19 protein-coding genes are annotated in these 18,342 nt (G+C 69.8%); 9 read left to right on the top strand and 10 right to left on the bottom strand.

What is annotated here, in order from left to right; all coding sequences use genetic code 11:
- Nucleotides 1-55 precede the first annotated feature (55 nt).
- Complete coding sequence (locus ACFV9C_RS13835) at nucleotides 56-973, top strand: LysR family transcriptional regulator (protein ID WP_380193505.1); 918 nt, start codon at nucleotides 56-58, stop codon at nucleotides 971-973.
- On the opposite strand, the gene ACFV9C_RS13840 is transcribed toward ACFV9C_RS13835, so the two are convergent.
- Nucleotides 909-2,057, bottom strand: a complete 1,149-nt coding sequence (locus ACFV9C_RS13840; protein WP_380193506.1) for a PucR family transcriptional regulator — start codon at nucleotides 2,055-2,057, stop codon at nucleotides 909-911. The genes ACFV9C_RS13835 and ACFV9C_RS13840 overlap by 65 nt on opposite strands.
- Nucleotides 2,058-2,189: 132 nt before the next feature.
- On the opposite strand from ACFV9C_RS13840, the gene ACFV9C_RS13845 reads away from it, so the two are divergent.
- The 4 genes from ACFV9C_RS13845 to ACFV9C_RS13860 are packed head-to-tail and all read left to right on the top strand — an operon-like array spanning nucleotide 2,190 to nucleotide 7,327.
- Nucleotides 2,190-3,683, top strand: a complete 1,494-nt coding sequence (locus ACFV9C_RS13845) for a long-chain fatty acid--CoA ligase (protein WP_380193507.1) — start codon at nucleotides 2,190-2,192, stop codon at nucleotides 3,681-3,683.
- Nucleotides 3,680-5,359, top strand: a complete 1,680-nt coding sequence (locus tag ACFV9C_RS13850) for a PHA/PHB synthase family protein (protein WP_380193508.1) — start codon at nucleotides 3,680-3,682, stop codon at nucleotides 5,357-5,359. Before ACFV9C_RS13845 ends, ACFV9C_RS13850 begins: the two co-directional genes overlap by 4 nt.
- Before the next feature lie 10 nt (nucleotides 5,360-5,369).
- Nucleotides 5,370-6,158, top strand: a complete 789-nt coding sequence (phaZ, locus tag ACFV9C_RS13855; RefSeq protein ID WP_380193550.1) for a poly(3-hydroxyalkanoate) depolymerase — start codon at nucleotides 5,370-5,372, stop codon at nucleotides 6,156-6,158.
- A complete protein-coding gene (locus tag ACFV9C_RS13860; protein WP_380193509.1) occupies nucleotides 6,155-7,327 on the top strand; it encodes an acyl-CoA dehydrogenase family protein in 1,173 nt (390 codons plus the stop codon). The genes phaZ and ACFV9C_RS13860 overlap by 4 nt, the downstream gene beginning before the upstream one ends.
- Before the next feature lie 4 nt (nucleotides 7,328-7,331).
- Here the strand turns inward: ACFV9C_RS13860 and ACFV9C_RS13865 are convergent, their stop codons facing one another.
- The 8 genes from ACFV9C_RS13865 to ACFV9C_RS13900 all read right to left on the bottom strand — a co-directional run bounded on the left by ACFV9C_RS13865 (nucleotide 7,332) and on the right by ACFV9C_RS13900 (nucleotide 15,431).
- Nucleotides 7,332-7,595 carry a hypothetical protein gene (locus ACFV9C_RS13865; RefSeq protein ID WP_380193511.1) on the bottom strand — a complete coding sequence of 88 codons (264 nt, stop codon included), beginning with the start codon at nucleotides 7,593-7,595 and terminating at the stop codon, nucleotides 7,332-7,334.
- A 20-nt stretch (nucleotides 7,596-7,615) separates the two neighbouring features.
- A complete protein-coding gene (locus ACFV9C_RS13870) occupies nucleotides 7,616-9,124 on the bottom strand; it encodes an NADH-quinone oxidoreductase subunit C (RefSeq protein ID WP_380193513.1) in 1,509 nt (502 codons plus the stop codon).
- Nucleotides 9,121-10,599 carry a proton-conducting transporter membrane subunit gene (locus tag ACFV9C_RS13875; protein WP_380193514.1) on the bottom strand — a complete coding sequence of 493 codons (1,479 nt, stop codon included), beginning with the start codon at nucleotides 10,597-10,599 and terminating at the stop codon, nucleotides 9,121-9,123. Before ACFV9C_RS13875 ends, ACFV9C_RS13870 begins: the two co-directional genes overlap by 4 nt.
- Complete coding sequence (locus tag ACFV9C_RS13880) at nucleotides 10,599-11,243, bottom strand: hypothetical protein (protein ID WP_380193516.1); 645 nt, start codon at nucleotides 11,241-11,243, stop codon at nucleotides 10,599-10,601. Before ACFV9C_RS13880 ends, ACFV9C_RS13875 begins: the two co-directional genes overlap by 1 nt.
- A gap of 5 nt (nucleotides 11,244-11,248) precedes the next feature.
- Nucleotides 11,249-12,178, bottom strand: coding sequence for a respiratory chain complex I subunit 1 family protein (locus ACFV9C_RS13885; RefSeq protein ID WP_380193518.1), 930 nt, complete (start codon nucleotides 12,176-12,178; stop codon nucleotides 11,249-11,251).
- Nucleotides 12,175-14,190, bottom strand: coding sequence for a proton-conducting transporter membrane subunit (locus tag ACFV9C_RS13890; protein WP_380193520.1), 2,016 nt, complete (start codon nucleotides 14,188-14,190; stop codon nucleotides 12,175-12,177). Before ACFV9C_RS13890 ends, ACFV9C_RS13885 begins: the two co-directional genes overlap by 4 nt.
- Nucleotides 14,187-14,699, bottom strand: coding sequence for an NADH-quinone oxidoreductase subunit B family protein (locus tag ACFV9C_RS13895; RefSeq protein ID WP_380193522.1), 513 nt, complete (start codon nucleotides 14,697-14,699; stop codon nucleotides 14,187-14,189). The genes ACFV9C_RS13890 and ACFV9C_RS13895 overlap by 4 nt, the downstream gene beginning before the upstream one ends.
- 222 nt (nucleotides 14,700-14,921) lie before the next feature.
- Nucleotides 14,922-15,431 carry a DUF2505 domain-containing protein gene (locus tag ACFV9C_RS13900; RefSeq protein WP_380193525.1) on the bottom strand — a complete coding sequence of 170 codons (510 nt, stop codon included), beginning with the start codon at nucleotides 15,429-15,431 and terminating at the stop codon, nucleotides 14,922-14,924.
- A gap of 146 nt (nucleotides 15,432-15,577) precedes the next feature.
- Here ACFV9C_RS13900 and ACFV9C_RS13905 point away from each other — a divergent pair, with 146 nt between their 5' ends.
- From ACFV9C_RS13905 to ACFV9C_RS13920, 4 genes are all read left to right on the top strand, one after another.
- The gene (locus tag ACFV9C_RS13905) at nucleotides 15,578-16,153 is read left to right on the top strand and encodes a sigma-70 family RNA polymerase sigma factor (RefSeq protein ID WP_380193526.1); all 576 of its coding nucleotides are present in this window, start codon (nucleotides 15,578-15,580) and stop codon (nucleotides 16,151-16,153) included.
- Between the two features lie 20 nt (nucleotides 16,154-16,173).
- Nucleotides 16,174-16,560 carry an ArsR/SmtB family transcription factor gene (locus ACFV9C_RS13910; protein WP_380193528.1) on the top strand — a complete coding sequence of 129 codons (387 nt, stop codon included), beginning with the start codon at nucleotides 16,174-16,176 and terminating at the stop codon, nucleotides 16,558-16,560.
- A 220-nt stretch (nucleotides 16,561-16,780) separates the two neighbouring features.
- Nucleotides 16,781-17,341: a hypothetical protein gene (locus tag ACFV9C_RS13915; protein ID WP_380193529.1), complete on the top strand. Its 561-nt coding sequence runs from the start codon at nucleotides 16,781-16,783 to the stop codon at nucleotides 17,339-17,341.
- 14 nt (nucleotides 17,342-17,355) lie between these two features.
- Nucleotides 17,356-17,568 carry an antitoxin gene (locus ACFV9C_RS13920; RefSeq protein WP_380193531.1) on the top strand — a complete coding sequence of 71 codons (213 nt, stop codon included), beginning with the start codon at nucleotides 17,356-17,358 and terminating at the stop codon, nucleotides 17,566-17,568.
- A 51-nt stretch (nucleotides 17,569-17,619) separates the two neighbouring features.
- Here the strand turns inward: ACFV9C_RS13920 and ACFV9C_RS13925 are convergent, their stop codons facing one another.
- Entirely contained in the window at nucleotides 17,620-18,195 is a 576-nt protein-coding gene (locus tag ACFV9C_RS13925) for a TetR/AcrR family transcriptional regulator (RefSeq protein ID WP_380193533.1), read from the bottom strand.
- Nucleotides 18,196-18,342: the final 147 nt, after the last annotated feature.

The following is an 18,342-nucleotide window of genomic DNA, read 5'->3' on the forward strand; positions in this document are numbered from 1 at the left end:
CACCTGTTATGAGCGTCCAAGACCAATATCGCTATCTCGTTATGATCGGAGGCGCATGATGGACCTCACCACGCTCCGCCAGTTCGTCGTCGTCGCCCGCCTCGAACACCTCAGCCGCGCCGCCGACGAACTGCACGTCGCCCAGCCGTCGCTGAGCCGGACGATCGCCCGCCTGGAGAGCGAACTCGGTACGCCGCTGTTCGACCGCACGAACCGCCTCCGGCTGAACCCGGCCGGGGCCCTGTTCCGCGGGTACGTCGAACGCGCGCTCGGCGAGCTCGACGCCGGCCAACGCGCCGTCGCCGAAGCGACCGAGCAAGGAGCGGGCAGTGTCCGGCTCGCGGCCGAGACGTTCCTCGCACTGACCGAGCCGATCGCCGCCTTCAAACGCGCGCACCCGACGATCGAGATCGAACTGCACCAACTCCCGGCCGACGACATGCCCCGCCGGCTTCGCACGCAGGACGTCGACCTCTGCGTCGCGTCGCAACCGATCCCGTCCGCCGGGCTCCGGTCCGCCGTACTGCTCGACGAACCGGTGCTCGTGGTGACGCCGCTGGACCACCCGTTCGCGCAGCGGAAGTCCGTGCGGGTCGAGGAGCTCGCCGACGAGCCGTTCGTGATCGCGCGCAAGGGCCAGTGGCAGCGGTGGCTACTCGATCGGCTGTTCGCGCAGACCGGTCTGACGCCGCGGATCGTCTGCGAGAGCGACGAGGCCGCCGCGATCCAGGAGCTGATCCGCTCCGGTCTCGGCATCGGCTTCAACCCGGACTTCGCCCGCCGCGCGGTCCCCGACTACCCGGTCGCGAGGATCCCCGTCGACCACCCGGAGTGCCGCCGTACTCTCTCGCTGCTCTGGAGCGCCGACGCCAACCTGTCGACGGCCGCCCGGTTGATGCGGACCGCGATCACGAGTTGGCCCTGGACGCCTCCAGGGCAAGGAGAAGTTCGGCCACGGCGCGCGGGTCCGTGAGGGATCGGCCGGTGCGTTCCTCGATCCGGTGCAGGCGGTGCCGGACGGTGTTCGGGTGGCAGTACAGGTACTCGCCGGTCTCGGTCGCGGAGCCGTTGTGCGTCGACCACGCGGACAGCGTGTCGAGCAGTACTTCGCGGTCGTCGGGCGCGAGGTCGTCGAGGCCGCCGAGGACCTTGTGGACGAAGTACTGCATGACGTCCGGCGCCGCCGCGGCCACCATCGTGAGCGGCGACTCGTCGAACAACGTGACCGTCTTCGGCCCGGCCAGCGCCACGCGGGCGAACCGTACGGCCTGGCCGGTCCCGTCGAGTTCGTCGTACGGCGGGCTGATGCCCACCCGGCCGGTCGCGGACTTGCCGAGCAGGTCGACGAGTACGCCGAGCCGCCCGGGCGGCACCGCGACGACGCCGATCTGCAGCTCGGGCAGCAGCCGCCACGCCGACGCCAGGCCGACCGCGCGGAGCCGCTCCTCCACGGCGGGGAGCGCTTGCCGACCGACCTCGGGTACGGCGGCCGCGACCACGACGAACGGGCCCTTGTACGGCAATCGCAGCAGCTCGGCCGCTTCCCAGACCGTCCCGCCGCCCGGCATCCGTCCTTCGAGGAGAGCCTCGACAAGCGCGGACCGTTCCTGGTCCTGGGCGAGCAGCCGCCGGGACTGCACGTCGCGGTACGCGTCGGTCATCGCGTCCGTGTACGTCGACTGCACCTGCCACAGCCGGCTCGACGCCTCCACGACGACCTGGTCCGTGAGTCCGGCCGACGCCGCCTCGGCGAGCACCGCGTCCCACAGGTACCGCGTGCCGACCCGGTACGCCGCCATCACGTCGGCGAGCGGCGCCCCCTGCTCGGCGCGCAGCCGCCCGGTCTCGCGCGCCGACACCGGATCGGAACTGGCCCCGGCCAACGACTCGAGCATGTACCGGAAGTTCGCCGCGCACGACGCCCGCAACGCCTCGTGCGGCACCAGCCCGCCGCCGCGGTAGAACTCGATCTCAGCCTCGATCTGCGAGGCCATCGCCTCACTCAGTTCGTCCGCCCGCGCATTCATCCGGTCCACCAGCCCGTCGAGTGCACTCATCTTCGGAGCATAAGAGGCGCGTTGTTCGTGCGCACACCCGCAGCGCCGTGACGTTGGTCGCCGCCCCATCGCCTTCGCGGAGCGCCCGCCCGATCGTGGAGGTACAGCAAGCCGACCACCCCGGAGTCCGCGATGACCAATCTCAGCCTGAACCTTTCCGAGTCCGCCGCCATGTACCCGGACCACCCCGCGATCCGCCTGGACGACGACGTCCTGAGCTACACCGCCCTCGACGACGCGGCCTCCCGCGTGGCCACGCTCCTGCAGGAGTACGGCGTCCAGCCCGGCGACCGGGTCGGGCTGATGCTGCCGAACGTCCCGGAGTTCGCGATGATCTTCTACGGGATCCTCCGGGCCGGCGCGGTCGCCGTACCGATGAACCCGCTGCTGAAGCGGCGTGAGGTCGAGTACTACCTCGGCGACTCCGGCGCGAAGGTGCTGTTCGCGTGGCACGAGGTGACCGGCGAGGCGACAGACGCCGGCGCCCAGCTCGTCCCGGTCGCGCCGGGCGAGTTCCGCGCCCAGGTCGCCGTACGCCGCCCGCTTGCGAACCCGGCCAGCCGCGAGGGCGACGACACCGCGGTCATCCTCTACACCTCCGGCACCACCGGCCGACCAAAGGGCGCCGAACTCACCCACGCCGGTCTGAACACGAACCAGGCCGTCACCGCCCGCACGCTGATCCTGATCGGCCCGGACGACGTGGTGATGGGCTGCCTGCCGCTGTTCCACGTCTTCGGCCTGACCTGCGGCCTGAACGCCGCGATCGCGAACGGCGCAACCCTGACGCTGATCCCGCGCTTCTCCCCCGCCAAGGCGCTTGAGGTGATCCAGCGCGACAAGGTGACGATCTTCGAGGGCGTGCCCACCATGTACGCCGCGATGCTCGGCGTCCCGGATCGCGCGCAGTACGACGTGAGCACCCTGCGCACCTGCGTCTCCGGCGGGGCGGCGCTCCCGGTCGAGGTGCTGCGCGGGTTCGAGGAGGCGTTCGGCTGCATCATCCTGGAGGGCTACGGACTGTCCGAGAGCTCGCCGGTGGCGTCGTTCAACCACCCGAACGCCGTCCGCAAGCCCGGTTCGATCGGTACGCCGATCGAGGGCGTCCGGATGCGGGTCGTCGACGAGGAGCGCAAGCCGGTGCAGCCTGGTGACATCGGCGAGATCCAGATCGGCGGCCACAACGTGATGAAGTCCTACTGGAACAAGCCCGCGGAGACCGCGGCCACCATCGACGCGGACGGCTGGCTGAGCACCGGCGACATGGCCCGCCAGGACGAGGACGGGTACTTCTACATCGTCGACCGGAAGAAGGACCTGCTGATCCGCGGCGGCTACAACGTGTACCCGCGCGAGGTCGAGGAGGTGCTGTACGAACACCCGGCCGTCGCCGAGGCGGCCGTGGTCGGCATCCCCCACCCGTCCCTCGGCGAGGAGATCGGCGCCGCCGTCGCCCTGAAGGACGGCACGACGGCGACCCCCGAGGAACTGCGCGACTTCGTGAAGGGCCGGATCGCGGCCTACAAGTACCCCCGCGCCGTCTGGATCGTCGACGGCCTCCCCAAGGGCCCGACCGGCAAGATCCAGCGCCGCGACGTCGTCGTACCGGAAGGAACCCTCCAATGACCGCCGCCGCTGACGAACTGGCTGCCCCGCTCGACCTGTTGCTGACCAGTGCGGCGGTTGGGCCGTTGCGGCGGTTCGCGCCGAACGCCGCGTGGATGCGGATGGCGAGTGGGCTCGCCGGCCGGCCTCGGACGCTCGGGCACCGGGCGACCCAGCTGGCCGGTGAGCTCGGGCAGATCGCGATCGGGCACTCCGAGCGCGCCCCGTCCCGCCGTGACCGCCGGTTCGCGGATCCGGCCTGGACGCAGAACCCGGTCCTCCGCCGCATCGTCCAGGCCTACCTCGCCGCCGCCGAAACCGCCGAAGCCCTCCCGTCCGACGCCGAACTCAACTGGCGGGACAGACAACGGATGACCTTCGTCGTCGACAACCTCGTCGAAGCACTTGCCCCCAGCAACAACCCGGTCCTGAACCCGTCCACCTGGAAGGCCGTCATCGACACCGCGGGCTTCAGCACGGTAGCCGGCGCCCGCAACCTGATCCGCGACCTCTCCACCGCTCCGCGCGTCCCGAGCATGGTCGACCCGACCGCCTTCGAGGTCGGCAAGACCCTCGCCGTCACCCCCGGCGCCGTCGTCTTCCGCAACGAGGTCCTGGAGCTGATCCAGTACACCCCACAAACCGGCAAGGTCCGCACCGTCCCCTTGCTGATCGTCCCCCCAGTGATCAACAAGTACTACGTCGTCGACCTCGCCCCCGGCCGCAGCATGGTCGAGTACTTCGTCCAGCAGGGCCAGCAGGTCTTCACGATCTCCTGGCGCAACCCCGACGCCCGCCACCGCGACTGGGACTTCGACACGTACGGCGCCGCGATCCTCGAAGCCATGGACGCCGTACGCCGAATCACCCGCACCGACTCCACCCACCTGTTCGCGACGTGCTCGGGCGGCATCCTCGCGTCGATGCTTCTCGGCCATCTGGCCGACCGCGGCGAACTGGACCGGGTCGCGACGTTCACCCTCGCGGTGTCCGTCCTCGATCAGAGCCGGGCAGGCCTCGCGTCGGCCGCCCTCGACGAACGGATGGCCGCGGCCGCCATCGCTTCGTCGGCATCCAAGGGCTTCCTGGACGGCCGAGCGCTCGCCGAGGTGTTCGCCTGGCTGCGCCCGACCGACCTGATCTGGAACTACTGGGTGAACAACTACCTCCAGGGACGCACACCCGCAGCCTTCGACGTACTGTTCTGGAACGCCGACACCACCCGGATGACCGCCGCCCTGCACCGCGGCTTCGTCGAGCAGGCAATGTCCAACGCGCTCACCGAACCGGATGCGGCGACGATGCTCGGCTCTCCCGTCGACCTGTCGAAGGTCACCACACCGTCCTACGTCGTTGCCGGGATCACCGATCACATTTGCCCTTGGCAGTCCTGCTACCGGAGCACGCAGTTGCTCGGCAGCGACAGCCGCTTCGTGCTCTCCACCGCGGGGCACATCGCCTCCATGGTCAACCCTCCTGGGAATCCGAAGGCTACGTATCAGGTAAATGATTCGAACCCCCAGAACTCTGACGATTGGTTGCGGACGGCTACTACCGAGCAGGGGTCCTGGTGGGTGGACTACGTGGGGTGGCTCGGGGCGCGGAGTGGGCGGATGAAGGCGGCGCCGAAGAACCTGGGCGGGGCCGGGTTGGAGCCGCTCGAGGATGCGCCGGGTCGTTACGTGCGGGAGTCGTGACGTGGAGCTGATGGCCGTCGCGGGGCGGCAGATCCGGTACGACGTGCGGCTCGGCGACCCGCGTCGTACCCCGCTCGTGTTGTGTTGCGGGATCGGCGCGGGGCTCGAAGTGCTGCAGCCGGTCGTGGACGAGCTCGACCGCACCGTCATCCGCTTCGACGTACCAGGAGTGGGCGGTTCGCCGGCCGGGTTGTTGCCGGACGGGATCCCGCGGCTCGCGGGGATCGTCGAGCGGCTGCTGGCCGAGCTCGGATACCGGGAGGTCGACGTACTCGGGCTCTCCTGGGGCGGCGCGCTGGCGCAGCAGCTGGCGTTCCAGTACCGGCGGCTGGTACGGCGGCTCGTGCTCGTCAGCACCGGGACCGGCGTACTGATGGTGCCCGGGCGGCCGAGCACGCTGATGAAGATGGTGACGCCGCGACGCTTCGGCGACCCGTCGTACGCGGCCGGGATGGCGGGATACCTGTACGGCGGCAGCGCCCGCAAGCACTCGAACGCGATCCGCACCGTCTTCGGGCGGCAGGTCCGCGCGGGCTCGCGGCGCGGGTACCTCTACCAGCTGGCCGCGGGGGCGTGCTGGACGAGCCTGCCGTTCCTCCCGCTGATCCGGCAGCCGACGCTCGTCCTGACCGGGGACGACGACCCGATCATCCCGGTCGTCAACGGCCGCGTCCTGGCCGGCCTGATCCCGAACGCCGAACTGCACATCTACCGCGGCGGGCACGTCGAGCTCGTCACCGAAGCACCCGCGCTGGTGCCGCTCATCACCGACTTCCTGGACCGAGAGGAACGCTCATGACAACCGACCCGATCGACTTCTACGGCCTGGAGCTGCTGCTCGACCAGCACGACCGCGAACGCCTGCACGCGGTCCGCGAGTTCGGCGACAAGCAGGTGGCGCCGATCATCAACGACTACTGGACCCGGGCCGCGTTCCCGTTCGAGCTGCTCCCGGCGTTCCGCGACCTCCGCATCGTCGGTACGCCATACGAGGGGTACGGCTGCCCCGGCCGGAGCTTCCTGCTCGACGGGCTGATCGCGATGGAGCTCAGTACGGCGGACCCGTCCATCGCGACGTTCTTCGGCGTCCACAGCGGACTGTCGATGGGGTCGATCTACCTGTGCGGCTCGGAGGAGCAGAAGCAGCGGTGGCTGCCGGCGATGGCGCGGCTGGAGCTGATCGGCGCGTTCGGGCTGACCGAGCCCGACGTCGGGTCCGGCGCGTCCCGCGGGCTGCAGACCACCGCTCGGCGCGACGGCGACACCTGGGTGCTGAACGGGCAGAAGAAGTGGATCGGGAACGCGACGTTCGCCGACCTGACGGTGATCTGGGCGCGGGACGTCGAGGACGGTCAGGTGAAAGGGTTCGTGGTCGAGAAGGAGAGGCCCGGCTTCAGTACGTCGAAGCTCGAGGACAAGATGGCGCTGCGCGTCGTACAGAACGCGCTGATCACGCTGGACGACGTCCGCGTACCCGAAGCGAACCGGCTGGCGCGGGCGAACTCGTTCCGGGACACCGCGAAGGTGCTGCTGATGACCCGGGCCGGGGTCGCGTGGATGTCGGTCGGGTGTGCGCGCGGGGCCTACCGGAACGCGCTCGCGTACGCGCGGGACCGGCAGCAGTTCGGGCGGCCGATCGCCGGCTTCCAGCTCGTCCAGGACCTGCTCGTGAAGATGCTCGCGAACACCACCGCCTCCGCGACGCTCTGCGCCCGGTTGTCGCAGCTGCAGGACGGCGGCGTCGCGTACGACGAGCACGCGTCCCTCGCCAAAGCGTTCTGCACCACCCGGATGCGCGAGACCGTCGGCTACGCCCGCGAACTCCTCGGCGGCAACGGCATCCTGCTCGAACACAACGTCGGCCGGTACGTCGCCGACGCCGAGGCCATCTACTCCTACGAAGGCACCCGCGAGATGAACACGCTGATCGTCGGCCGCTCCATCACCGGCATCTCGGCATTCACCTGAGCGCTCAGAACATCCAGAAGCCGGTGATCACGGTCGGGAGGATGCCGAAGATCAGCCACCACGAGAGCGGGTTGCGGCGGTGGATGAGCCGCATGCCGGCGATCGTGGCCAGGCCGATCACGCCGGACATCAGCCACAGGCCGATCCCCCGGCCGCGGTCGTGCGCGGCGAAGCCGATGCTGTACACGGCCAGCGACACCGCCGGGACGCTGCCGACGTGGAACAGGATGACCGACGCGACCCACTTCTGCACGGTCTCGATCTTCATCGGTTTGGGCTGACGGCGTTTCACAGGTCGTTCCCAGCGTAGGAGAGGTTGAAGCTCTTGTTGGTCAGGGGGAAGTCCGGCACGATCGTGTCCGCGAGGGCGACCGGGAGCGCGGGCCAGTTGAAGAACGACGGGTCGACGATCTTCAGCCGGGACACGGTGCCGTCCGGGTCGAACTCGATCCGGTGCGCGATCGTACCGCGCCAGCCCTCGACCAGTCCGACTCCGGACGAGCGGCCTGCCGCGAGCCAGGTGGGCTTGGCGGTCTCGGCGGTCAGCGGCGGGCGGGTGGCCAGGAGTTCGCCGATCAGCGCGACGGAGGCGTGGATCTCGTCCAGGCGGGTGAGAAGGCGGGCCAGTACGTCACCGGCGGTGTGGGCGGCCGGTCGTACGCCGGCGGTCAGCGGGGTGAACTGGTGCTCGCGGCGCGCGTCGTGGTCCAGTTCGCTGGCGCGGGCGACGTACCCGAGGGTGCCGATGTCGCCGGCCTGGTCCGGCGTCAGGATCGCGGTGCCGGTCATCCGGTCGCGGACCACGCTGTTCGCGAGCGCGAGGTCGACGACCTCCTGGATGTCGACGGCGATCGCGGTGAGGACCTCGAGCGTGGGGAGGCTCTGGACCCGGACGCCGCCGGGGGTGACCGCGCCGCGGAGCAGGCGGTGGCCGGTGGTGGCCTTGTTCAGGCGGAGGAGCTGCTCGCGGATGCGCTGGGCGTGCGCGTTCGCGATGCCGTAGCCGACGTCGTTGCACAGGGCACCGATATCGGTGACGTGGTTGTAGAGGCGTTCGAGTTCGAGGAGTACGGCGCGGACGGTCTGGGCCTCCGGTGGGACGACCCAGTCGCGGGCCTCCTCGACGGCGAGGCAGAACGCGAGCGCGTGGCCGACGGCGGTGTCGCCGGAGACGCGTTCGGCGAGCGGGAGGACGTCGGCCAGGAGCTTGCCCTCGGCAAGTTTCTCGATGCCCTTGTGGACGAACCAGAGGCGGGCCTTGAGCTTCAGGATGGTCTCGCCGACGACCGAGAACCGGAAGTGCCCGGGCTCGATCAGGCCGGCGTGGATCGGGCCGACCGGGATCTCGTACACGCCGGTGCCGTCGACGGTCAGGAACGGGTACGGCTCGTCGATGTCGCCGAACGCGGGCGGATCGCCGGCGTCGCGGCGCAACGGGTACCAGCCCTGCGGCCAGTGCTGATGCAGTACGAGACGCCGCGGCAGCGGGTGGTCGATCGCCTCGATCCCGAACAGGTCGTGCAATTCCCGCTCGAACCGCCCCGCCGGGAACGAGAGCCCCGCCAGACTCGGAACCCGCGGCGCGTCCCGCGGCACCGTCACCACCAGCTCCACCCGCCGATCGGGCCGCGCTGCCACGAACAGGTACACAACCCGGAACACGTCCCCGTCGTCCTGCCCCGACACCAGCGCCAACCGATACCCGTCCCCCAACAACCCCGCGGCCCGCTCCCCCAGCCCCGCCGCGCTCACACTCACCTGCCGCCGATTCCGGTAGGTCCGCACGTCCACACTCATCGAACCCCCACAATCGCACCGGCCACATCCAGCAACCGCCCCAAAGGCCACCCCACAACCCCGAACACCCCCACCAAAACCAGTCCAATCACCAGCGGCACCACCACACCCACTCGCAGTCCGGGATAGGTCGTCGTGGTGTTGCCTGTCTGCGTCCCGCCTAGGAGGAGGCTCGTGGTTTTGGTGGTGATGGCGGTGAAGGCGACCAGGAGGAGTAGGAGGACTGCGGCCATGGGCCAGAGAAGGTGGGCGTTCAGGCCGGCTCGGAAGAGGGAGAGTTCGCTGGCGAACAGGCTGAAGGGTGGCAGGCCCAGGAGGGCTATCAGGCCAGTGGCGAAGAGACCCGCGAGGAGTGGTGCGCGGGTGAAGAGGGCCCGGACGGAGGCGATGCGGGTGGTGTGTTCGCGGTTGAGGATCTCGCCGGCCGTGCAGAACAGGACCGACTTGGTGAGGCCGTGGCCGATGATGTGGAGAAGCGTCGCAGCGACCGCGAGCGGCGTACCGATCGCCAGGCCGATGGCGGCCAGCGACATGTGCTCGATGCTGGAGTAAGCAAGCAGACGTTTGTAGTCGCGCTGGGCGAGCAGCAGGCCGGCGGCCAACAACAGAGAACCTATGGCGACAGTCAGCAGCAGCGCGCGCACGAAACCGGGCCCGGCCGAGCCGACCGCGATCACGCGGTAGCGGGCGAGCGCGTAGATCGCCACCGGCAGCAGCACCCCCGACATCAACGCGGACACCGGCGCCGGCGCCTGGCTGTGCGCATCAGGCAGCCAGCTGTGCATCGGGATCAAGCCGGCCTTCGTCCCGAACCCGAGCACCAGCAGCCCGAACGCCAACCGCATCACCCCCTGGTCCAACTCCCCCGAGTGCGCTGCCAGCACCGTCCAGTCGAGCGTCCCGTGGGCCGCGAACCCGGCCTGCTTCGCCGCGTAGTTCACCAGCACCGTCCCGAGGTACGCCAGCGCGATCCCCACCGAGCAGATCACGACGTACTTCCAGGTCGCCTCCAACGACCGCCGCGACCCCCGATGCCCGACCAGGAACGCGGTCACGATCGTCGTCGCCTCGATCGCCGCCCACAGCAACCCGAGGTTGTTCGCCACCACGGCGAGCACCATCGCCGCCAGGAACAACGGCACGAGTACGCCGTACCGCCGCGCCCCGGCCGCGTCCGTGTGCCCGGCCGCCAGCTCGTCCTCGACGTACCCGAGCCCGCACCATGTAGCGATCACCCCGACCGCCCCGATCACGATCAGCAGCACCGCCGACAGCGCATCGATCCGCAGCCAGCTCCCGGCCTCGACCGCACCGCCGTCCGTCGTCGACACCGCCGTACCGACGCCGACCGCCAGCACCACGGCCGCTGCGACGATCGCCCCGACCGCGACCGAACGCCGCCAGCCCATCGCCAGCGCCGCGCCCGCGGCGAGCACCGGCGCGACGATCGGGACCGCCACCAAGAGAACGTCCATCAGTCGTGCAACTCCTGCAGCTCGTCGATGTCCGTCCCGCCGAACGCGGCCCGCAGCCGCGCGGTCAGCACCTGCAGCACGAGAACCACCAGCAGTACATCGAGGGACACCGCCAGCTCGACCACCCCGGGTACGCCGCCCGTGATCAGGAACGCCGTCGTCGCGATCCCGTTGTCCAGCAGCAGGAACCCGACGATCTGCGACAACGCCCGCCGCCGCGTGACCAGTACGAAGAACCCGATCAGCACCATCGCCAGCCCGACCGGTACAGCGTGTGTCTCGGCCGTCGGCGACAACCGCACGATCGGCCGGCTCGCGGCGTACGCGAGCAACGTCAGCAACGCGGCAGCGACGATCGACGCCGTCACGTTCACGAGCGGCTCGGTCTCTCGCGCCTCACCGCTGTCCCGCAGCACCCGCCGCAGGATCCCCGGCACCACCACAGCCTTCAGTACGAATACGCCGACCGCGACCACGCCGAGCTCGACGCTGTCCAGCCGTACGGCGAGTGTCCCGGCCAGCGCGCCGAGCAGCACGCCCTGCAGGACGAGCAGCCGCACGATCGCGGCGAACTCCCGCCGCCACAGGACGAGCACCGTCGACAGCAACAGGCCGCCGCAGATCAGGTAGAGCCATTGGGTCATCACGATCACGCCAGGAAGAAGGAGGACGACACGGCCAGGACACCGAACAGGAACGAGCCCGCGAGCAGTTCCGGCACCCGGAACAGCCGCAGCTTCGCCATGAACACCTCACCCGCGGCCAGCACCGCGCCCGCCACCGCGACCTTCACGACGAACACCGCCGCACCGCCGAGCAACGCGAGCGGCGACTCCGAGGTCGCGATCCCCCACGGCGCGAACAGGTTCACCCACAGCCCGAGCAGTACGGTCAGCCGCAGCGCCGACGCGAACTCGACCAGCGCGAGGTCGCGCCCCGAGTACTCGAGCACCATCGCCTCGTGGATCATCGTCAGCTCGAGGTGCGTCGACGGGTTGTCGACCGGCAGCCGCCCGGCCTCCGCGATCACCACGACCGCGAGCGCGACCGCCGCGAGCAGCGTCGCGGGCGACAGCAGGTCCCCCGGCGAATGGTTGCCCCGCTCAACGATCGCGGCCAGGTTCGTCGACCCGACACGCGCCGACAACGCGAACCCGGCCAGCAGGATCGTGGGCTCGGCCAACGCCGCCACCGTGATCTCGCGACTGGCACCCATCCCTCCGAACGCCGTACCGGTGTCCAACCCGGCCAGCGCCAGAGCAACCGTCCCGAGCAGCAGCAGCGCGACGATCGCGAACAGGTCCGCGACCCCGTCCAACGGCGACACCGTGGCGACGAACGGCGCGACCGCCGCGATCACCACCGTGGTCGCGGCCAGTACGGCGGGCGCCGCGACGAACACCCAACTCGATCCCTCCGGCGAGATCGGCTCCTTCCGGAACAGCTTCCGCAGGTCCCGCCACGGCTGCCCGATCCCGGCACCGGCCCGCCCTTCGAGCGCGGCGCGCACCTGCCGCATCAGCCCCACGAGGTACGGCGCCAGAATCACCAGCACCACCAACTGCAGCACCGCGCTCATGTCACCAGCCCCACGACGACGAGTACGACGATCAGCCCCAGCAGACCGAGCGCGAGGTACCGGTGGACGCTGCCGTTCTGCAGCCGGCTGATCAGCTGCCCGGCGCGCATCCCACCCGCGAGCACCGGCGGGTACAGCAGGTCCTCGAGCCGGTCGTCGACCCGCTGCCGGTACTGCACGCTCTGGATCAGGTACCGCGATTCCGCGTGATGCGTCACGTCGACGTCCGACTCGGGACGCAGTACGTCGTCGAACACCCGCGTCAACGGCTCCGCGAACGAGGTCGCGGTGTACTCCATCCGCGGATCGAGTCGCGTCCCGCCGCAACCCCAGACGAGCGATCGCCGACGCGGCAGCCCGCGCCGGATCACCACGACGACCAGCAGCGCAGCGACGAGCAGCCCGACCAGGATCAGCAGCGGCGACATCCGCCCCTCGATCCCGGCCAGCCGCAGCGTCACGCCACCGCGCAACGGGTCCTGGTCGCGGACCGTGGGCATGGTGCCGAGTACGGCGGTCAGCGCCGGACCGAACGCGGCCGGGACGATCGCGAGCACGGCGCACGCGGCGGCGATCAGGATCATCGCGCCCTTCATGGTCGCCGGCGCCTCGCGGGCCTCCGCCGCGCGCGGCGTCCGCAGCCGGGCCAGGAACCCGACGCCGAACGCCTTCACGAACGTCGCCACGCCGAGCCCCGCCGTCAACGCCACCACACCGACGGCGAGCGGCATCGCGACCGCCACCACCGTGTCGGCACCGGGCAGTCCGTGGATCAGGCCCTGGACGAGCAGCCACTCCGACACGAACCCGTTCCCGGGCGGCAGCGCGGCCGCGGCCAGCGCGCCGACGCCGAACAACGCGGTCGTCACGGGCATCCGCGACACCAGCCCGCCGAGCGCGTCGAGGTCGCGCGTGCCCGTGGACCGCAGTACCGAACCCGCGCCGAAGAACAGCAAGGTTTTGAAGCCGGCGTGGTTCACCGCGTGCAGCACGCCGGCGGCGATCAGCAGACTCGCGAGTGTCCGGTTGCCGTCGGCCGCGAACAGGCCGCCGGCGCCGACCGCGAGCATGATCAGCCCGAGGTTCTCGGTGGTCGAGTAGCCGAGCAGCCGCTTGAGATCCGTCGCGACGCTGGCCTGGAGTACGCCGTACACGGCCGAGAGCGCGCCGGCCGTCAGGACGAGCAGCCACCACCAGCGCGGGCCGCCGCCGAGCAGGTCGAACCCGACCCGGAGTACGCCGTACAGCCCGAGCTTCACCATCGCCGCCGACATCAACGCCGACACGTGGCTCGGCGCCTCGGGATGCGCGCGCGGCAACCACACGTGCAACGGCACCAGACCGGCCTTGGACCCGAAGCCGACGAAGACCAGCAGGAACACGAGCGACTTCGTGGCCGGCGAGAGCTGCGCCGCCCGGAGCGCGTCGAACGACTCGCCTCCGGCCTTGGACGCGAACAGGACCAGACCGAGCAGGATCAGCACGAGCCCGGCGTGCGTCATTGCGCCGTACCAGACGCCTGCCTCGCGGACCGCGGGGCGCAGCCGGTGCTCGGCGAGGACCAGCGCGAGCGACGTGAGCGCCATCAGCTCCCACAGCAGGAGGAACGTCGTCACGTTCGCGGCGACCGGCACCAGGATCATCGCGGCGACGAACACCGGCAGCAACGCCTGCGCCGTCCGCGAACCCGCACCATGAGCGCCCGCGTGGTCCGTGTAGCCGATGCTGTACAGCCCCGCGACGACCGCGACGCCGCCGCTCAGCGCGCAGAACACGCCGGACAGCGCGTCCACCCGGATCGACGCCTCGCTCAACGGCAACAGTTCCTGGATGCGGACGCCGTACGTCGCTCCGCTGAGTGCGGCCGCGCCGACGACCACGCCGAGCGCACCGACGACCGTCGTCGACACGCCCGCGACCACGGCCCGTGAACGCGGACCGAGGAGAGCAGCTCCGAGCGCCCCGAGCCCGGCGACGATCAGGACGCCGAGCAGCGCGAAACCGATGGTCATCGCCCGGTCAGGTCCCGCAGCGCTGCGATGATCTGCGGCGGCTCCGGCGGGCAGCCGCGGACCACGACATCCACTGGGATCACGTCGCTGACGGCGCCCTCGACGCCGTACCCGCCCTTGAACACGCCGCAGTTGTGCGCGCAGTCGCCGACCGCGACCACCCGCTTCGGCGCCGGCGTCGCGTCGTACGCCTTCCGCAGCGGCTCGGCCATGTTCCGCGTCACCGGACCGGTCACCAGCAGTACGTCGGCGTGCCGGGGCGAGGCGACCAGGCGGGCGCCGTACCGCTCCCCGTCGTACACCGGGCCGAACGCGGACCCGATCTCGATCTCGCAGCCGTTGCACGAGCCCGCATCCACGTGCCGGACCTGCACGGAACCGCGGAACGCGGTGTCCTGCGCCGGCTCCCGCTCCGGGGCAGGCTCGGCGACCCGGCCGGTCGACCGGATCTTGCGTAACAGGCCTCTCAACGGACCGCCCTCCACGTGATGCGCAATGCATGCGATCATGAATTGAAGAATTCTGCAACTCGTGAACGGACGGAGCACCTGGTGGACACGTTCAGCGCCGAACTACGGCAGCGGATCCTTGCCGCCCGCGCCGCCCTGCGCGCTGCCCAGGAGGCCGGCGATCTCGATGCCGAACGCGTGTACGCCGGCGAGCTGGACAGTCATCTGCGGATGGCGCTGGAGAACGACGTCACGGTGCCGCCGGAGTCGTCAGAGTCGTCGTCAGAGGGACCCGGACAGCCAGCGTGACGCGACCTTGAACTTGTTCTCGAGCCGCGCCCGGACCGCGTCCGCGACCAGCTGCTCGAGCGTGCCGCGGACGACCGGCAGCGAGGCCGTGATGTGCAGGTCGAACGCCTGCCGGGTGCCGCGCCCGACCGGCAGGATCCGCGTCGTACCGGTCACCTTCACGGTCGCGCCGGCGACCCCCGCTGTACCGGTGACGCCGCCGTCGACGTCGGCCTCACGGGCCCCGTCGACGCCCGCGCGATGCCAGCGCTTGGACTGCGCCAGCTCCAGCTTGTGACCGACGAACCGGCGCGCGACCACCGGCACCTCGGACACCATCCAGTGGACCTGTACCGCGATGGTGTCACCGTCGTCCCCGACCTGCACGCCGTACGACTGCGCCCGCAACTGCTCGAAGACCTGCTCCTGGAACGTGACGTCGGTGATCATCGCGAAGACTTCCTCCGGAGAGGCGTCGTACGAGGTGGCGAGAGACAGGTCCATGGGCCCCATCTTGCACCGACCGGCCACACGCGGTCATGGCCGTATTCAAGTACTCAGCGGAAGGGTGGTGACACGATGGGCGACTTTCGGTAATCTTTTCGTGATGTTCACGGCGTAGCTGACTGAGAACGGGGCTTGGGAAGCGCATGCACATCGCCACAGCTCGACATACCGTCCACACCGAAGACGACGAGGAGGAACTGGTCCGGCTCGCGCAAGCGGGTGACCGAGCGGCCTTCGGCCGGCTCTACGACCGGTACCTGCCGTCGATCTACCGGTACACCTACAGCAAGACCTCGTCGCGATCCGCGGCCGAGGACCTCACCAGCGAGACGTTCCTGCGGGCGTTCCGCGCGATCGCCCGCCGGCCGCGGGCGCACCTCAACTTCGCGGCCTGGCTGGTCACGATCGCCAGGAACGTGGTGATCGACCACCACCGCTCCGGCTGGAGCCGGCTGGCGATCGTCACCGACGAGGTCGAGCCGCGGGTCGACGAGGCGATCGGCCCGGAAGCGGCCGCGCTCGCCTCGGTCGGCGAGGCATCGTTGCGCGCCGCCCTCGGCCGGCTGCCGGACGACCAGCGCGAGTGCCTGCTGCTGCGCTTCTTCACCGGCTTGTCGATCAACGAGACCGCGACCGCGATGGACCGCACCGACGGCGCGATCAAACAACTCCAGTTCCGCGCCACCAACAGACTGCGCCGAATACTCAAGGATCTCTAGCCACCACTATTGTTGGGCAGGTGAGTACGCCGCTGTATCGGGTCAAGGCCGACTTCTTCAAGACGCTCGGTCATCCGGCGCGGATCCGCGTGCTCGAGCTGCTCAGCGAGCGGGACCACTCGGTGGCCGAGATCCTCACCGACGTGGGCATCGAGCCGACCAGCCTGTCGCAGCAGCTCGCCGTACTGCGCAGGTCCGGGCTGGTGTCGAGCCGCAAGCACGGGTCGACGGTGATCTACTCGCTGACCAGTCCGGAGGTCGCGGAGCTGCTGCGGGTGGCGCGGACGATCCTGACCGGCATGCTGTCGGAGCAGGCCGAGTTGCTGCAGGACCTGCGGGAGCCGCTGGCCGCGACGAAGGACCGGCGGCCGGCCCGCGCGGGACGCCGGACCCGGCGTACCGCCTGAGAGCGCGCTGAGTGCTGGCTGAGGATCCGGGTGGCCGGTTCGTGAAGGCACGCGAAACACGGGACAGAAGAGCTTGCGCCACCTCTTACCTTCCGGTAGGAAAGGGCGGGTGCCATCCGGCTCACGACCGCCCCTGTCGTACCGAGCGACATTGATCGACACTGATCGACACGTTCGGCTCAGGGCGGGCGACAACTCATATCTCACGGGGAGATATCGCATGAGCAATCCTTACGACGAAGACCAGCGCAACGACAGCCAGTACGGCGAGCAGGGTGGTCGGGAGGACTCCGGCAACAACTCCGGATCCGGGGGCCAGGGCAACGACTTCGGCCAGGATTCCAGCGGAGGGGAATCCGGGGGGAACTCGTACGGCGGCGACAACGACCGCAACGAGGGCGGAAGCGACTACGGCCAGGGCAACGACTCCGGCAACGACTCCGGTAGCAGCAGCTACGGCAGTGACTCGGGCAACGACTCGGGCAACGACCGGGACGGTGGCTCCAGCTACGGCAACGACTCCGGGAACGACTCGCGCGACGGTGGCAGCAGCTACGGTTCGGGCAACGACTCGAACGACGGCGGCTCCAGCTACGGCAACGACTCGGGCAATGACTCCCGCAATGACTCCCGCAATGACTCCGGCAACGACTCCAACGGTGGCGACTACGGTCAGCGCCAGGAGTCCGGCGGCGGCTACGGCTCGGACGGCAACGACAGCGAGCGTTCGGGCGGCGGCTACGGCTCGTCGAACGACGACAACAACAACTACGGAAACTGATCGGGGATCAGAGCATGGGTGTTTTCGACAACATCAAGGACGCGGCCGAGGGCCTGAAGGAGAAGGCCGCGGACCTGATCGACGGTCACGAGGACCAGGTCGCACAGGGCCTCGACAAGGCCGGCGACTTCGTCGACGAGAAGACCGGCGGCAAGTACGGCGATCAGATCGACAAGGGCGTTGACGTCGCGAAGGACCAGGTCAACAACCTGAACAACGAGGGCTGATCGCAAGCCTGGGTAGCTGAGAGGCGGTCGTGGACCCGGTCCACGACCGCCTCAGGCATGTGCCTGGAAAGCCTGCACGGTAAGGGCCGCGAACCGCCGCGACGCCGCCAGCCGCGCCCTCGGCGAGGACGCGTGCAGCCCGCGATGCGCGGTCAGCATGATCACCAGGTCCGCCAGCTGGAAGTCCCGCCGCAACCGCCCGCGCGCCTTCGCCCGCCGCGCCAGGATCCCCACCGACTTCACCGTGAGCTCGCGGCTCGCACTGCTGTCCACAGCATCGGGGTACGTCGCCAGAAACGCGTCGGTGAATCCGCGGTTGTGCACATGCAGCTCGCAGATCCGCTCGATCACCAGGCAGAACCCTTCCCACGGATCATCCGCGGCGAGCCCGTCCTCGACGATCTGCCGGCACGCCCGTTCCTGTTCGGCGAACGCCGCGGTCGCCAGGTCCTGCTTCGTCGGGAACCGCCGGTACAGCGTGGCCGGGCCGACGCCGGCCTCGCGCGCGATGTCCCGCATCGGGACCGTCAGCCCGTCGCGTGCGAACAAGGTCCGCGCCGCGGCCAGGATCCGCTCGCGGTTGTCCTCCGCGTCGGCGCGCAGTTTCTGAGACAAACGATCGGTCACGGCTCTCACTCTAGCCAAACGGACGCCTGCGTCCACTTATTCTCGAGGCAGTCGAGAGACATCCCAGGAGTTGAAATGTCAAGCTGCAGCGTTGTCTGCGTGGTGCGACCAGGCGGTCGTTTCGTCGTAGAGCGTGCCGGTCTTGAG

It is taken from the genome of Kribbella sp. NPDC059898 (genome assembly GCF_042730855.1).
Taxonomy (GTDB): Bacteria; Actinomycetota; Actinomycetes; order Propionibacteriales; family Kribbellaceae; genus Kribbella.

Bases quoted from the DNA above. Each gene is read 5' to 3' on its own strand.
- ACFV9C_RS13920 (WP_380193531.1), top strand. From the start codon at position 17,356: ATGGGTGTTTTCGACAACATCAAGGACGCGGCCGAGGGCCTGAAGGAG.
- ACFV9C_RS13915 (WP_380193529.1), top strand. From the start codon at position 16,781: ATGAGCAATCCTTACGACGAAGACCAGCGCAACGACAGCCAGTACGGC.
- ACFV9C_RS13845 (WP_380193507.1), top strand. From the start codon at position 2,190: ATGACCAATCTCAGCCTGAACCTTTCCGAGTCCGCCGCCATGTACCCG.
- ACFV9C_RS13860 (WP_380193509.1), top strand. From the start codon at position 6,155: ATGACAACCGACCCGATCGACTTCTACGGCCTGGAGCTGCTGCTCGAC.
- ACFV9C_RS13905 (WP_380193526.1), top strand. From the start codon at position 15,578: ATGCACATCGCCACAGCTCGACATACCGTCCACACCGAAGACGACGAG.
- ACFV9C_RS13875 (WP_380193514.1), bottom strand. From the start codon at position 10,599: ATGGACGTTCTCTTGGTGGCGGTCCCGATCGTCGCGCCGGTGCTCGCC.
- ACFV9C_RS13890 (WP_380193520.1), bottom strand. From the start codon at position 14,190: ATGACCATCGGTTTCGCGCTGCTCGGCGTCCTGATCGTCGCCGGGCTC.
- ACFV9C_RS13835 (WP_380193505.1), top strand. From the start codon at position 56: ATGATGGACCTCACCACGCTCCGCCAGTTCGTCGTCGTCGCCCGCCTC.
- ACFV9C_RS13880 (WP_380193516.1), bottom strand. From the start codon at position 11,243: ATGACCCAATGGCTCTACCTGATCTGCGGCGGCCTGTTGCTGTCGACG.
- ACFV9C_RS13900 (WP_380193525.1), bottom strand. From the start codon at position 15,431: ATGGACCTGTCTCTCGCCACCTCGTACGACGCCTCTCCGGAGGAAGTC.
- ACFV9C_RS13840 (WP_380193506.1), bottom strand. From the start codon at position 2,057: ATGAGTGCACTCGACGGGCTGGTGGACCGGATGAATGCGCGGGCGGAC.
- ACFV9C_RS13885 (WP_380193518.1), bottom strand. From the start codon at position 12,178: ATGAGCGCGGTGCTGCAGTTGGTGGTGCTGGTGATTCTGGCGCCGTAC.
- ACFV9C_RS13865 (WP_380193511.1), bottom strand. From the start codon at position 7,595: ATGAAGATCGAGACCGTGCAGAAGTGGGTCGCGTCGGTCATCCTGTTC.
- ACFV9C_RS13850 (WP_380193508.1), top strand. From the start codon at position 3,680: ATGACCGCCGCCGCTGACGAACTGGCTGCCCCGCTCGACCTGTTGCTG.
- ACFV9C_RS13870 (WP_380193513.1), bottom strand. From the start codon at position 9,124: ATGAGTGTGGACGTGCGGACCTACCGGAATCGGCGGCAGGTGAGTGTG.
- ACFV9C_RS13895 (WP_380193522.1), bottom strand. From the start codon at position 14,699: ATGATCGCATGCATTGCGCATCACGTGGAGGGCGGTCCGTTGAGAGGC.
- phaZ (WP_380193550.1), top strand. From the start codon at position 5,370: ATGGCCGTCGCGGGGCGGCAGATCCGGTACGACGTGCGGCTCGGCGAC.